Genomic DNA, 13,985 nt, shown 5'->3' on the forward strand with positions numbered 1-13,985 from the left:
GCGATGCGGGTGTCCTCTCGTTCTGCGTGCCCGGCGCAGAACAGCTCGACCAGGGCATGCAGGGCACCATGCGGTACGGCCTGGGCCTCATGCGGTACGCCGGCCCATGTGGGCCGGTGTGGGGACACACCGGTGGCAACCAGACGACCAGGAGGTCATGGCGGCAGATCCGGGTGTATCACTAGAGCCATCCTTGCTGACTTGCGATGATGGCCGCGTCGGTGCGGTTGCGTGCGCCGAGCTTGTCGGTGGCGGAGGCGAGGTAGTTGCGGACCGTGCCATAGGACAGGTACAGCGTGTTCGCGATATCGCGGGGACCGGCGCCTTGGGCGTGGAGGCGGAGTACGTCGGTCTCGCGTGCGGTGAGCGGGCTGGGCCGGGTTTCGATCGCGGCGATCGCCACTTCCGGGTCGACGACGCGGCCGCCTGCGGCGATGGTACGGATGGCGGTGATGAGGTCGCGCGCCGAGGTGTCCTTGGCGAGGAACCCCGCGACGTGTGCGTTCAGGGCGGCTCGGAGGTTGGCGGGCCGGGCGTGAGCGGTCAGGATCAGGACGCTGCAGGCGGGGAGCTCTGCGGACATCTGCCTGGCCGCGGTCAATCCGTCGATACCGGGAAGGTCGATGTCGAGCACGGCGACATCCGGGGCGTGCAGGCGGGCCGCGGGCACGATCTCGGTGCCTGTCGCGACATCGGCGACCACGGTCAGGTCGTCTTCGAGGTCGAGCACCGAGACGAGGGTGTCGCGGAGGATGGCGGAGTCCTCGGCGACCAGGATGCGGATCATGCCGTCGTCCCTCGTCCGGAGGGCACGTAAGTGGCGAGCACGAACCGGTGCCCGCCGGCTTCGGTGCTCATCGAGCCGCCCATCCGGGCGGCGCGTGCGGCGATGTTGGCCAGCCCATGTCCTTGCGCCGCCTCACGGCCGGGCGGGGCGCCGTCGTTGTCGATGACGAGGGACACCTGGCCGTCGCCGCAGACGAGCTCGATGCGGCATTCGCGTGCGGCACTGTGCCGGAGGATGTTGGTGATCGCCTCGCGGAGGACCGCGGCGAGTTCGGATTCGGTGGTCGCGTCCAGCGGGATGTCCGTACGTGTGATCGTGGTCGTCACGCCGGCGGTCGTGAGCACGTCGCGCGCGGTGGCGATCTCCGCGTCCAGGTCCAGTGCGGGCGCGCTCTGCACGATGGACTCCGCGTCGGAGGCCACCGTCCTTGCGAGGTGCAGCATGTGCACCATCTCACGGTGCGCGCGAGGGTCGCCGCGGTCGAGGAGCGTCTGGGCAAGATCGCTCTTGAGGGCGATGGTCGACAGGCCGAGGCCGAGGGTGTCGTGGGCGTCCTGTGCGATCCGGAGCCGCTCGCTTGTGACGGCGACGAGGGCCAGCTGCCGCCGCGCGATGTCGAGCTCTCCGGCGGTCCGGTTGAACCGCGACAGCCCGTAGACCAACAGTCCCGCTCCGCCGAGGGTGGAGGCGGCGTAGACCGACCACTGGAGCTGGAACGGCAGGCCGGCCAGATCGCCCGGGTTGAGCAAGGTCAGCATCGGCAGACTGGCCATGATCGCGCCGAAGAGCACCCAGCGGATCGGACGTTCGATCAACAGCAGGATGCTGCCGCCGAGGAACGCGAGGAACCCCGTGCTCGCCACGCCGAATACCGGGTACGCGACGAAGCTGAGCACGGCCTGCGCCCCGAGCGTCCATGGCCATCCGGGTGGGAGTCCGCCTCCGGGGCGGAAGCGGGCGTGCCGGAGTTGCAGAAGGACCATCGTCACCGCGACCAGTACGGCCGGCGCCGTCGTCGCGACGCCGGCCGTTGCTCCACCGGCGGAGGGGGCGGTCAGGTTCAGCAGGTACTGGACGCCGTACAGGACGACGACAGCGGCGACGATCCGGCGCGCCAGCGCGGGCGTGACCCGTTCTATGCCGTCCGCGGTGCCGAGTTCCGGCGGGGCGGGCATCTCGGTGACGATGCGGCGTGCCGAGGCGGCGGCGGCGCGCGCCGCCTCGCCGGCCAGCCGCAGCTCGGTCCGCTCGGCGGCCGGCCCGTTGGTGAGGGCGTTGCGGACGTGCTCGCCCAGCTGTTCGAGACGTCGCATGATCGTGGATCGGACGTCGTTCGCCGTCGCGAGCCGCTGTGCCATGACGGCCGCACCCGCGAGAACGTCCTGGGTGGACTCGAGCCGTTCGACCAGGGACGCGAGCCGGGTGAGGCCGAACAAGCCCATGCTGACGTTGCCGAACGCGTTCAGCACCCACCACGCCGCGTTGACCGGCGGCTGATAGGGCAGCCCGACCACCAGCCACACCGAGATCTCGGCACCGGCGAGAAGGCCGAACAGCCACCAGGACCAGGGCGACCGCACCACCAGCAGCACCAGCCCGCCGAGCAACCCGGAAACGCCGCCCACCCAGCGATCCTCGAAGACGGCGAACCCGAGGTAGGTCACAGCGCACTGCGCGAGCAGCAGCAGCCAGGGCCACCGCAGCCACGGTCCTCGCGCACGTCCGCTCACATACCAGAACGGCAGCACGAAGCACACGACAACGAACGGGCCGTACCTGAAGTCGGGATGTTCGTTTCCATCGGCGAGCTTGCTGACCAGCACGCAACCGAGATAGGCGAACACCAGCGTTTTCGTCGCCATGCCAAGACCCGCGACGCGGCGATCGGGGCGTCGTCCACCACCGCACGACGGGTCCCCGCCGAGCGCGACGTGCTGGGCGATTGTCTGCACAGGTCGACTCTAAGTGCCCACGTCCACATCGAGGATCGGGCGGGCCGCAGTCATGCAAAGTGCACGGTCGCCGCATGCAGAACCACCGGAACCCTCGTGTCGTCGCGCACTACCAGGCGCCCCCGGCACCGGCGGAGAGTGAGGTCGTCATGCACCAACTCAGACCGTCTGAGATATGTCGGATCACACCAAATAGGACAACGCTGTGAAAATCGCGGTATGGATCGCATCGTCGCTGTTGGCGTTCGCATTCCTCGTCGTCGGCGGAGGCAAATTGCTGGCGCCGGCAGGCGAGCTCCAGCAAATGGCTGAGGGAGTACCCGTCGCCCTGCTGAAACTCGCCGGCGCCGCTGAGGTACTGGGCGCCATCGGTCTGGTGATTCCTGCGGCAACGAGGATCATGCCGATTCTGACGCCCATCGCGGCGACCGGCCTCGTTGTGACCATGATCGGCGCAACGATCACCAACGTCGCCATCGGTGAGCCCGCGAGTGCCGTTCCGACCATCGTTCTCGGCGCCTTCGCGGCCCTCGTGGCCTTCGCCCGTTTCGGGCCCTGTGCCATCGAACCCGGGAGGACCGGCCACGACCCCCTGACGTCAAGGGCCGCAAGGTCGTGACGAGCCGGCACGCAATCCACCTTGGGAAATGAGGAGAATCCGATGGGCGCCGTGGTCATGCACAACGTGGTGTCGGTGGACGGCTTCATCGCCGATGAGAACGACGATCCCGGACCACTCCACGAGTGGTACTTCAGCGGGGACACCCCGATCGGCGTCGGCGGCGGTGAGGGGTTCGATCACTCCGGTGTCGGAAGCCGTTTCAAGGTCTCCGGCGCATCCTCGGGCTACGTCCGGTCGACGTGGGACTCACTCGGCACGATCGTCATGGGCCGCAGACTGTTCGACCTGGTCAACGGGTGGGAAGGCCATCCACCCGCGGGCGACCACGTGGTCGTGGTGTCCCACCGGCCCAAGCCAGAGGGTTGGCACCCCGAGGCGTCGTACCACTTCGTCGACGGCGTGGCGGCGGGGATCGCCAAGGCCCAGGAACTCGCCGGGGAGCGAACCGTCGCCGTGAACGCCGGTGACGTGGGCGGCCAGATCCTCGCGGCCGGTCTCGTCGACGAAGTGGCGATGGACGTGGTGCCGGTGGTGTTCGGGTCGGGCAGGCGCTACTTCGGCACCATCGACCGGCAGCACCTGCTCGAGGATCCCGACGTGGTCATCCGGGGCGACCGGGTGCTTCACCTGCGATTCAAGGTACGCCGGTGAACCGGGGCGATGAGGCAGCCGGAACGATCGACCGTTCCGCGATCGGCCGTGTTCTCGCGGCGAACCGCTACCTCGTGCCCGGCACGGCCGACGACAAGGGGGACCCGTGGGTCAGGCCGAGGCGGTCTACGCCGACACCGACGCCGGGCCGGCGGCGCCGGACGAGACCGGGGCGGCACCGCTACGTGCTCCTACGAGGGGGCAACCGCGTGTTCGGAAACGCCGTCGACATGACGGTGGAGGTCTGAAGCCGCAGTTCCAATACCAGCGACGAACAGGAGGACCCCGATGACCACGATCACCGACACCACCGTCGGCCCGCAGACGCCCGACGGCTGGGCCGCGGGCACCTGGACCATCGATCCCGCCCACACCGTGGTGAGCTTTTCGGTCCGCCACCTGATGAGCCGGGTACGCGGAACATTCACCGATGTCAGCGGGCAGATCGTCACCGACCTCGACTCCGCCCGCTCGGCCGCCACCGCCGTGATCGCGACCGCCTCGGTCAACACCGGCAACCAGACGCGCGACGGCCACCTGCGGTCGGCCGATTTCTTCGACGCCGAGCGGTATCCGCGGATGAGGTTCGCCAGTCGGGCACTGCGCCCGGTGGCCGGCTCCTGGACGCTGTCGGGTGAGCTGACGATCCGCGACGTCACCCGGCCGGTGGACCTTGAGGTCGAGTTCCTCGGCTCCGACCCGACCGGGCTCCAAGGCGAGCCGCGGATCGGCTTTTCGGCGCGGGCGACCCTCAGCCGCCGCGACTTCGGCATCACCTTCGGCCTGGTCGCCGACGGCACCAAGATCGTCGTCGCCGACGAGATCGACATCGCCCTGGACATCGAGGCGTTCCTGAACGCCTGAGCCGCCGGTCCCACCGTGGTGAGACGGTGAGTCGGAATCGGGCCCGCCGGGTGGCGCCGGCGGTGCGCCGATTCCGCCCGTGCCGCTCGCCGTCAGTTCAGCAGAAGGGCCGTGTCCCAGCCGGTCCTCGAAGGTTCGTCGTTCGCGTAACCATGCAGCGCGAGGGCGACGCCGGCCGCGCCTTCCAGGAAACCCGCCCGGTCCGGTGCGACCGCCGCGTCGGCCCCCGCGGCGTACCGGAAGCCGAACGGCGCGTCGGGGTCGAAACAGCCGATGACCCGGCGAGCGAGCCCATCGGCCGCTTCCAGCAGGTCGGCGGCGTCGCCGTCGGAGGCCATCAGGCGCGTGATGTGCAACATGCCCGCCCAGCCATGGCACAGGCCCGCGTCGATCATGTCCCACTCCTCCCAGGGACGCGCCAGCACGCGGCGTAGCACCGAGACCGCCGTCTCCCGCCATGAGGGCCGGTCGAGCGCGATGCCGGCCAGCTGGAGGGCACGGGCGATCCCCGGCACGCCGTAGCACCAGCTCGGGCGGTCGGGCCGTGCCGATCCGTCCGGGCCGCGCAGCTGCCGGTGGAGGCTGACGACCGGTGGCCATGAGGCCTCGTGCAGCCATTCCAGCAGCCACGCGACGATCGCCTCGATCGCCTCCTCGTGTCCCGGCAGGCGCAGCCCGTCACGGTGGGCGATGGCCAGCAGGGCCAGCGGACCCGCGATCCCGTGTGCCAGACCGAGGTTGAAGTGGCCTTCTCCGTCGGGTGTGTTCTTCAGCGGAGCGTGGGACACCCACCAGCCGGGCACGCGTACGCCCGCGACCTCCACCGGCTCGGTGAGAGCGATGAGGTAGCTCACCGCCGGCTCGGCATCGCCGGTGCCCAGCAACAGCCGGCCCAGGCCGCTGAGCCCCTGCACGACGTCGTACGCGGCGAAGCCGGTGCCCGGCCGTCCGGCGGCGATGCGCGCGGTCTCCTCTCGGGCTCGTTCGCCCGCGGCGGCGCGGAGCTCCGGTTCGGCACGGCCGAGCAGGTTCGCGTAGTCGCCGGGCCGCGTCACCGCCGCCCGCGTGGCGAACACCACGGCGGGCAGGCCGGCGAACAGGCCGCTTCGACCGGGCATCGCGGCTCTGGCCCCCAGGGACAGGTACACGTGCGCGGCCGGCCGGTCGCCCAGCTCGGCATGCAGCAGCGCGACCCCGAGACATCCCTCGTTCAGGGCGGCCGGATGCCAGGTCGCGGGTGTACGGCCGTCCGGGAACCGGTCGACGGCGGCCTCGGTGATCCGGGTGACGGCGGCCGGGTCGGCCAGCCTCCGCGCCACCTCCGCGACGATCGCCGCCGCGTCCGTCCGCACTGCATGGGCGGCGCCTGTCGTCATCTGCCCCGGCCTCACTTCGCGTGCCGTTCTCTGCCCAGCAGAGCCTGGAGAGCACCACGCGCGATCGCGTACGAGGCGCCCTCCGCGTCCGGCGCCGCCCCGATGAGCCGGTTGTGGTGCATGTGCAGCAGCGCGTGCAGCGGGGTGCGGTGGTTCAGTGATCGGATGAGACGGCCGTACGCGGCCACGGCGGTCCGGCGGCGCCCCCAGATCTCGGTCAGGCGAGCGTCGAGGTCCCGCCCGTCGATGACCTCGATCGCGGTTCGGCGTATCGCCTGGAATGCCGGGTGGTGCTCGCCCTTCGGGTAGGCGTGCAGGAACCAGTCTCGCCAGTCCGGGTCGCCGAAGCCGCGTACCAGGTCCACGTAGTTCGCGGCCGCGAGCAACTCGGGCCGCATGGACAGGCGCAGGCGTAGCTGCTCGATCACGGCCTCGCTGTCCGCCTGGAATACCCGCTCGGCCGCCTCCAGCGCCTCCGGCCCGCCGTACCGTTCGACCTCGGGCTCATAGGTGTCGAGCACCAGGGTCCGGGCGAGCCCGGACCGGCACAGCTCCGCCGCCCAGTCGTGCACCAGCGGCAGGACGTCGGCGTTCAGGCGATCCGGGCTGCCGTGGAACCGGAGTCGAAGATGCGGTTCGGGATCGAAGTACCGGATGAAGAACCACCGATCCACCGACGGCGGAAGTGACGCCCGCAACGTCGGCAGCCGCCGGCCGATCAGGTCCGTGTGCCGATCGGCGGAGGCGTACAGCTTGGCGAACAGCCACTCTCCCCCCGGCCGGTGCGCCGACGGGCGGTCTCGGACCGTCGCGGACGTACGGAGGGCGGGCTCGGGAGAGCCGGTGCTCAGCGTGACGACGATCTCGTTGGCGCGCCCGTTCGACCATCCGGTGCCGAAGCCCTCCCCACCGGGCGACTCGACGAGCAGCGTGCTCGGGCGGCGGCCGAGCTCATGGCGGAGGATTCGCCGGTGCAGTGGCGCGTCGAGGTCGAGCCCGATGCGGTTGTCGCCGTTCGTCATGAACACCTCAGCGGGCACGCGCCAGCGCTCGCGCCAGGCGTCGAGGCGCCGCGACCATTCCGACTCGGTCAGCCCGGCGTCGATGAGGCCAACGTCGGGCCGCCAGGTGGCGGAGGCCAGGATCGTACGGCCATGGCGGACCCGGGGCAGGAACGGCAGCATCGCGTCGAGTTCGCCCCAGGTCCACGCGTTGCACGCCCGAGCGCGGGCATCGGTGATGTCGTAGAGAAAGCGGGCGACCTCCGGGCCGACACGGCTCACGACGAGCATGTGAACGGTCGTCGGAGCGATCTCGGCGTCACGGGCCGGCGAGTATAGGAACAGGCGTCCGTCCGCCGCGCCGACGACCAGGTCGTCAAGGTCGATCACCGAGGGGCCGCCCGGGTCGGCGAACGTTCCGACCGGCAGGCTGTGGTCGGTCAGCAGCGGCACTCGGGCCACATTGGAGACCCGCGTCCAGTTCGCCTGGAACGTGAGCTGTGGCCGGACGGTTCGGTCGTCGTTCAGGATCCGGCGGGTCTGGTCGCGAAGACCGTCGAGGAGGTAAACGAAGCGGCCGCTCAGCGCGCCCGCCCGGCGCGACAGCGGCATCGTCGCCAGGGCGAGACGGAAGTCGCCGTTCTCCAGCGCGGTCACCGACTCGGCCAGGACATGGGCTCCGATCTCCAGCGTCGGCGGTACGCGGCCGTCGTCGGTGCCGGAGAGGCGCTCGATCATCGCCGCGTCGAGTTCGACCTCGTGCACTCCGTCGAGCAGCGCGCGCTGCGCGAGCTCGCCGAAGACGCGTTCGCGATATCTGTCCGGCTCCGGCCGGGAGACGTTACGGGTCGACGTGCGATAACCGGCCGGGGTGCCGAGTCCCTTCTCCGAATCCAGGAGCTCCTTCACCGGCACCAACCGGCCGGTCCCGTACCTGTCCATGAAGTCGTCGTAGTAGGCGCGCATGTGGGGAGCGGCGCGGTCGGGCGGGGTGACGCGAGTCAGTACCGCGGCGACGGACTCGAGTTCTTCGGCCACCGCCCAGGGAAGCGTGACCTCGGCGTCGAGTCCCACGTCCACGTGGGGGGCGTGCTGCTTGTCACCGAGCCGCCGGGTGGTGCGGAGGACGTCGTTCCACGCCGTCAGCCCCTCGGCCATCGGCGTCGCCGCGTAGGTGTCCAGCGCGGCGGCCGCCTCTTCGAGCCCGGCCCCCTCACCTGGGGGAAGCCGGTCGAGAACGTGCCGGACGGGGTCGGCGTCGTCGGGGGGTATCAGCTCGGTGAGCAGCAGGTACCGCTCGATGAGCTGGAGGAGCACTCGCTCCACGGCATCCGGTGAGCCCTGGGGGAAGACCGCGCGCAGGTGCTCGGCCAGCTCGGTGAACGGCACCGGGCGGCGGGCTCGTTCGATCACCGCCTCGAGCACCGGCGTACGGCGCACGGACACCTCGATCGCGGGTCCGTCGTCGCCCACGGGCAGGTGGGGCAGGACGAGCCGGTCGCCACGGATGAAGCAGAGGTTGTTGCGGACCACCCGCAGGCGCCGTACGACCTCGGGCCGGTGTTCCCAGTCGCGTACCAGGGCGTGCAGCCAGCCGACGTCCGGCCTCGCGCGCTTACGGTGGTCGTCGCCGAACTCCACCTTGGCGGCGTGGTCGAAGTGCGCCTCGGACACCCCGGCCATGACGCCGAAGGGCGTGGCCCGGGTCGCCATGCGAAGGACGTAGCGGGACACCGAGACCACGGCGCGCCGCAGCTTCTTGGGATCGACCGGGCGCCCCGCCTCCAGCGCGTCGAGCGTGTGCGTCAGCGACGGGCTGGACACCGCGATCGCCTCCCGTACCAGCGGGTCGGCGATCAGCGAGCGGAGATACCCGACCGGGTCATCTCGATCGCTCCGGGTCCGTGCCGCCGAGTCCGCCGACAGAACGCTCATCCGCACCAGCACGCGTTCGGCGGCCTTGAGTCTCGGCATATCTGTCATGCAGCATCTCTCCGTGCACGCTGATTGAACTCTGCCATCTGACCGGGTCGGTAAATTGAATCGACGCCGATATCCGGCCAAGAAGGTATCAGGGAATTGGCCGAGAAGGCCCGCATTTGTGAGGTCAGCGATCGGTAAGCGCCGGATGGCAGACTTCTCGACGCGCCGCCACACTGCGGCGTTCTTCAATGACTGAAAGGAAATCGAATGCCGCCGGTCGCATCTCCCGATATGGATAAAAGCATTTTCGATCTGGACATCGAATTGCTGATGGAGTCGGACTCCGTCACCCCGATTCAGTCCTGTAGCGGTAGTGAGAACACCTGCGGGACGCAGGTGTCCTGGAGCGGTACCTGTGGCGCGACGCAGGACTGCGGGACCTGCAGCCCCACGTACGGCGCCATGGCTCCCGGCATGTGCATTTGATCGATGCCGTACGGCGAGCCGCCGCCAGGAAGATCGCTACCGAGGTGGCGGCTCGCCTGGCTCGCCGGGGAACACGCGAAGGCACGGCACCGAGAGGACACCGGCCGGATCACCTCGGATGCGCACAGCTTTATGCGGCGCTGCACCGGCTCGAGCCCGAGGCCGGTTGGGACGAGATCGGCCAGCGGTTCCTGGAACGCGGGCTCACGCCGGCCGGACCGGCCGGGCTCTTCACCGGCGGCCTCGCCGGCCTCGGCGTCGCAGCCGCGCTTCTCAAAGGACGGACCGGTCGCTACGGGGGCCTCTTGGCGAAGGTGGACGGGGCGATCGCTCTGGTGGAAGACCATGATCTCATCGAGGGAGTCACGGGCGTCGGGGTGTACGCGCTGATGCGGCCACTGCCGTCGAAACGGCAGGCCGTGATCCGCGCCCTGGCGGAGGCCGCCGCCGGCGACCCGCCGTTCCACGTGCCGCCGCATCGGGTTCCTCCGGCCTGGTCCCTGCCCGCGGGCTATGCCGACTGCGGCCTGGCCCATGGCGCCGCGGGCCCGCTCGCGCTCCTGGCCCTGCTCAGCGAGGAGTGCGCCGACGTACCCGCCCGTACGCTCGTGCGGATCGCGGACTGGCTCGTGGACACGGCGCACACCGATGAGTACGGCCTGGCGTGGCCGGCCGGAATCGCGGGGCGGGACCGGCTGCCGTCGCCGCGCCGGGCGTCGTGGTGCTACGGCGTCCCCGGGACCGCCCGTGCGCTCTGGCTGGCCGGACGGGCCCTGAACGAGCCCGCGTACCAGAGCATCGCCCGCGAGGCGATGACGGCGTTGCTCGACCATCCGGAGGCGTGGGGCATCGGCACTTCGCCGAACCTCTGCCACGGACTCGGCGGGCTGTTGCTGGTCACGGCGGCCTTCGCGGCCGATGACACGCGGTTCGCCACGGCCGCGGACGATCTGCTCGGCCGGATCCTCGATGCCTTCGACCCGGACCTGCCGCTCGGCTTCGACACCGACGGCGAGGGCCTGCTGACCGGTGCGGTGGGCGTCGCGCTGACGCTGCTGGCGGCGACCGGGGACTCACCGGATCCGGCCGCCCGCCCGTTCCTGGTGGCGTGATGGGACGCCACCGCACGGGTACCACGGCCGAGGCGGCCCGCGACGAACTCTTCGGATCCGGCATCCGCCTGTCCATCGGTCAGCTCCGCCATGAAGGTGCCGGTCTGCGGGTCGGCTTCCTCGCGATGGTCCGCGAGCTGCCGCGGCTGATGGCCGTCACGATCCGGCTGGGGCGGGCATCCGCACCCGGGGCGCTGGCCGGCATCGTGATCGCGGAACTCGTCGGGGGCGTCGCGACCGCGGTGACGCTGATGGCGACCTATCGCGTCCTCGTGCCGCTGATGGCCGGCGGGCCGTCCCGGGATCGGCTCCTCGCCGCCGCGCCCGCGTTGGTCGCGATCGCCCTGGCCGCCGGGACGGCCAGCCTGATGCGCGCGTGCAGCAAGGCCGCGGCGAGCCGCCTCGGCCCACGGGCCGAGCGCCTGGCCTACACGCGGCTGCTGGAGAGGGCCGCGAACGTGGAAGTCGCCGCCCTGGAGGATGCCGGTTTCCACAACCTGCTGGGAGCGGCCCGGCAGGGCACCCGGGCGACCCGGATCGTCATCACGAACGCGGTCGCGCTCCTCACGGGCCTGACGAACCTGGTGGCCTCCGCCGGTGTTCTCGCGGTGCTGCACCCGCTCCTGGTGCCGTTGCTCATGGCGACGATCGCGCCGAAGGGCTGGAGCGCCGTACGGGCCGCGCGGGCCAGGTTCGCCTCGGCCAAGCGTTACATGGACCTGACACGTCAGCTCGAAGTCCTCGGTGACCTGCTCAGCAGCCCGAACACCGGCCCGGAGATCCGGGCGCACGGCGCCGCGCCGTACCTGCTCGCGCAGTACGACCGGCTGTCTTCGGTGGCCGAGGAGGAACAGGAACGGCTGGGCCGCGCAGAGGCGCGCGGCCTGCTGGCCGGTGACGCGTTGTCGGGGCTGGCGAGTGTGGCGACCTACGCCGCACTCGGCGCGCTCCTCTTCATGGGGACCGTTCCGCTCGCGGTGGCCGGGGCGGCGGTGATGGCCATCCGGACCGGCCGGACGAGCCTGATCGGTCTCATCATGTCGACCAACCAGATCTACGAGCAGGGACTGTTCATCCTCGAGTGGGAACGGGCGTGCGGCGAGGCGGAGCAGCGGGCCATGCGCACCGGCGAGCTGGCGCTCCCGCCGCATCCGGTCGAGATCCGCGCCAGGAATCTGAGCTTCGTCTATCCGCACAAGACGCGGCCGGCGCTGGACGGTGTCGACGTCGTGATCCGGCCGGGCGAGATCGTGGCGTTCGTCGGGGAGAACGGTTCGGGCAAAAGCACCCTGGCCAAGCTGCTCTCCGGCCTCTACCTGCCGAACAGCGGGCAGGTGACCTGGGGCGGGGTGCCCATCGAGCTGCTGGACCGGCGAAGCGTCTTCGAGCGGGTCGCCCTGGCCGCGCAGGACTTCCCCCGCTGGCCCTTCACCGCTCGGGTCAACCTGACCATCGGCCGTACCGATCACACCGGCGACCGCGAACGCCTGTGGTGGGCCGGGCTGGCCAGTGGCGCCGCCACCGTGGCCGCGTCGCTGCCCGACGGCTGGGACACCCTGCTGGCCCGGGAGTTCATGGGGGGCACCGAGCTGTCCGGTGGGCAGTGGCAGCGCATCGCCCTCGGGCGAGCGTGGTTCCGTGACGCGCCCGTTCTCGTCTTCGACGAGCCGACCTCCTCCCTTGATCCCCGGGCGGAGGCGGAGATCTTCGAAAAGGTCGGGTCCCTGGCCGCGGACGGCCGGGCGGTCATCCTCATCACTCATCGGCTGGCATCTGTTCGCCGCGTGGACCGGATCTACGTCCTGCGGCAGGGAAAGGTCATCGAGCACGGCTCGCACGAAAGCCTGATGGCCGACGACGGCACGTACGCCGAGATGTACCGGCTGCAGGCCGAGCAGTACGCGCCGCTCCCCACAGCCGACGACAAGAAGGAGTTCTCGCAGTGACGGCACTCTCCACTCTCATCGGGGACGTCGACGAGTTCTTTTCCCGGCATCTCGGAAAAGCGGTGCTCCACAGACCGGGTGCCGCGTCGAAGCTCCAGAACCTCGTCTCGGCCGAGGACATCGACCGGGTTCTCACCGGAAGCGCGCTTCGTACGCCTGGCATCCGGATCGCCAAGGACGGGGCCGTCATCCCGGCGGACCGTTACGTGTCGAAATCGACGCTCGGGTACGCGGATCTCGGCGACGTCGTCGACCCGGTCAAGGTCGTCCGGTTCTTCCGCAACGGTGCGACCATCGTGCTGGGTACGGTCAACCTGCTGCTGCCTCACCTGCACGCGCTCTGCAAGGACATCGAGACGGATCTCGGGCACCCGGTGGACGCGAACATCTATGTCGCGCCGCCGCACGCGCGTGCCTTCGAAGTCCACTGCGACGCCCAGGACATCATCATCATTCAGATCCACGGCGGGAAGCGGTGGGAGCTGTTCGACGCGATCGCGGCGAATCCCGGCGGCGGAAAGGTCGTCTCCGATCCGGGCGCCTCGTCGTCACTGTACGAACTCCAGGAAGGCGACGTGCTGTACGTGCCCCGGGGCATGCCGCACCTGGTCCGCACGGCCGACTCGTCATCCATTCACCTGACGATCAGTATCAACACGCTGACCTGGGCCGATCTCCTTCGCGGCATGGTGCTGGAGATCCTCCGGTCCGACGACTTCGCCGGCGCGTTGCCGCTGGGCCGCGACGTCGCCGAACGGGCCGCGCCGATGGTGAAGAAGCATGCGGACCTGCTCTTCGCGGCGGTGATCGACCGCGCGGACCCGGAGGCCGTGCACCGGATCGTCTACGGCAGGACCGCGTTCGGCGACGGGCTCCAGACCGGCCTGTTCCAGCAGGCGCTGCTCGACGCACCGATCGCCCTCGCGGACCGGATCTCGTTGCGGCCGGGAACCTGGCCGGTGACCGACGACGACGAGCGAATAACGGTTGGAGACAGCCGATTCCGCCTGCCGCAGGAAGCCGCCGAGACGTGTCGCCGCCTGGGGAACGGGCCGATGAGGGTCGGCGATATCTCCGCTGTGGCGGACGAGGCGCTCGAAATCGCGGCCACGCTGGTCACGCTGGGCCTCTGCACGACCTGTCGCCCCTCGGCCGTGGCCGGACAGGAGTCCGGCCGGCACGGCGAACCGACGTGAAGCCGATGTGAAACGGCGGCTTGTTAACTTCCGTCACAGCGAAGGGCAATGGCAACCGGCTGTTGGCCT

Annotated in this window: 10 protein-coding genes; 6 read left to right on the forward strand and 4 right to left on the reverse strand. The window is 70.2% G+C overall.

Annotation, left to right across the window (positions count from 1 at the left end; genetic code table 11):
* Positions 1 to 181 precede the first annotated feature (181 nt).
* Both QWU11_RS38280 and QWU11_RS38285 read right to left on the reverse strand, forming a co-directional pair.
* Positions 182 to 787, reverse strand: a complete 606-nt coding sequence (locus QWU11_RS38280) for a response regulator transcription factor (RefSeq protein WP_290119436.1) — start codon at positions 785 to 787, stop codon at positions 182 to 184.
* Entirely contained in the window at positions 784 to 2,649 is a 1,866-nt protein-coding gene (locus QWU11_RS38285) for a histidine kinase (protein WP_290119437.1), read from the reverse strand. The genes QWU11_RS38280 and QWU11_RS38285 overlap by 4 nt, the downstream gene beginning before the upstream one ends.
* A 295-nt stretch (positions 2,650 to 2,944) precedes the next feature.
* Between QWU11_RS38285 and QWU11_RS38290 the strand changes: the two genes are divergently transcribed.
* From QWU11_RS38290 to QWU11_RS38300, 3 genes are all read left to right on the forward strand, one after another.
* Positions 2,945 to 3,358 (forward strand): DoxX family protein, encoded by a 414-nt coding sequence (locus tag QWU11_RS38290; protein ID WP_290119438.1) that lies wholly within the window; start codon positions 2,945 to 2,947, stop codon positions 3,356 to 3,358.
* A 42-nt stretch (positions 3,359 to 3,400) separates the two neighbouring features.
* Positions 3,401 to 4,012, forward strand: coding sequence for a dihydrofolate reductase family protein (locus QWU11_RS38295; RefSeq protein WP_290119439.1), 612 nt, complete (start codon positions 3,401 to 3,403; stop codon positions 4,010 to 4,012).
* 288 nt (positions 4,013 to 4,300) lie between these two features.
* On the forward strand, positions 4,301 to 4,876 hold the full coding sequence (locus QWU11_RS38300; RefSeq protein ID WP_290119440.1) for a YceI family protein: 576 nt from the start codon (positions 4,301 to 4,303) through the stop codon (positions 4,874 to 4,876).
* Positions 4,877 to 4,968: 92 nt separating this feature from the next.
* On the opposite strand, the gene QWU11_RS38305 is transcribed toward QWU11_RS38300, so the two are convergent.
* A complete protein-coding gene (locus QWU11_RS38305) occupies positions 4,969 to 6,252 on the reverse strand; it encodes a lanthionine synthetase C family protein (RefSeq protein WP_290119441.1) in 1,284 nt (427 codons plus the stop codon).
* Positions 6,253 to 6,263: 11 nt separating this feature from the next.
* Positions 6,264 to 9,227: a lantibiotic dehydratase gene (locus QWU11_RS38310; RefSeq protein ID WP_290119442.1), complete on the reverse strand. Its 2,964-nt coding sequence runs from the start codon at positions 9,225 to 9,227 to the stop codon at positions 6,264 to 6,266.
* 479 nt (positions 9,228 to 9,706) lie between these two features.
* Here QWU11_RS38310 and QWU11_RS38315 point away from each other — a divergent pair, with 479 nt between their 5' ends.
* Genes QWU11_RS38315 through QWU11_RS38325 form a run of 3 tightly spaced genes read left to right on the forward strand, consistent with a single transcriptional unit; the run spans position 9,707 to position 13,916 of the window.
* Positions 9,707 to 10,774 (forward strand): lanthionine synthetase LanC family protein, encoded by a 1,068-nt coding sequence (locus tag QWU11_RS38315; protein WP_290119485.1) that lies wholly within the window; start codon positions 9,707 to 9,709, stop codon positions 10,772 to 10,774.
* On the forward strand, positions 10,774 to 12,720 hold the full coding sequence (locus QWU11_RS38320) for an ABC transporter ATP-binding protein (protein ID WP_290119443.1): 1,947 nt from the start codon (positions 10,774 to 10,776) through the stop codon (positions 12,718 to 12,720). Before QWU11_RS38315 ends, QWU11_RS38320 begins: the two co-directional genes overlap by 1 nt.
* A complete protein-coding gene (locus QWU11_RS38325; protein ID WP_290119444.1) occupies positions 12,717 to 13,916 on the forward strand; it encodes a cupin domain-containing protein in 1,200 nt (399 codons plus the stop codon). The genes QWU11_RS38320 and QWU11_RS38325 overlap by 4 nt, the downstream gene beginning before the upstream one ends.
* The last annotated feature ends 69 nt before the right edge of the window (positions 13,917 to 13,985 follow it).

Source organism: Actinomadura sp. DC4, from assembly GCF_030406325.1.
In the GTDB taxonomy this organism is placed as follows: domain Bacteria; phylum Actinomycetota; class Actinomycetes; order Streptosporangiales; family Streptosporangiaceae; genus Actinoallomurus.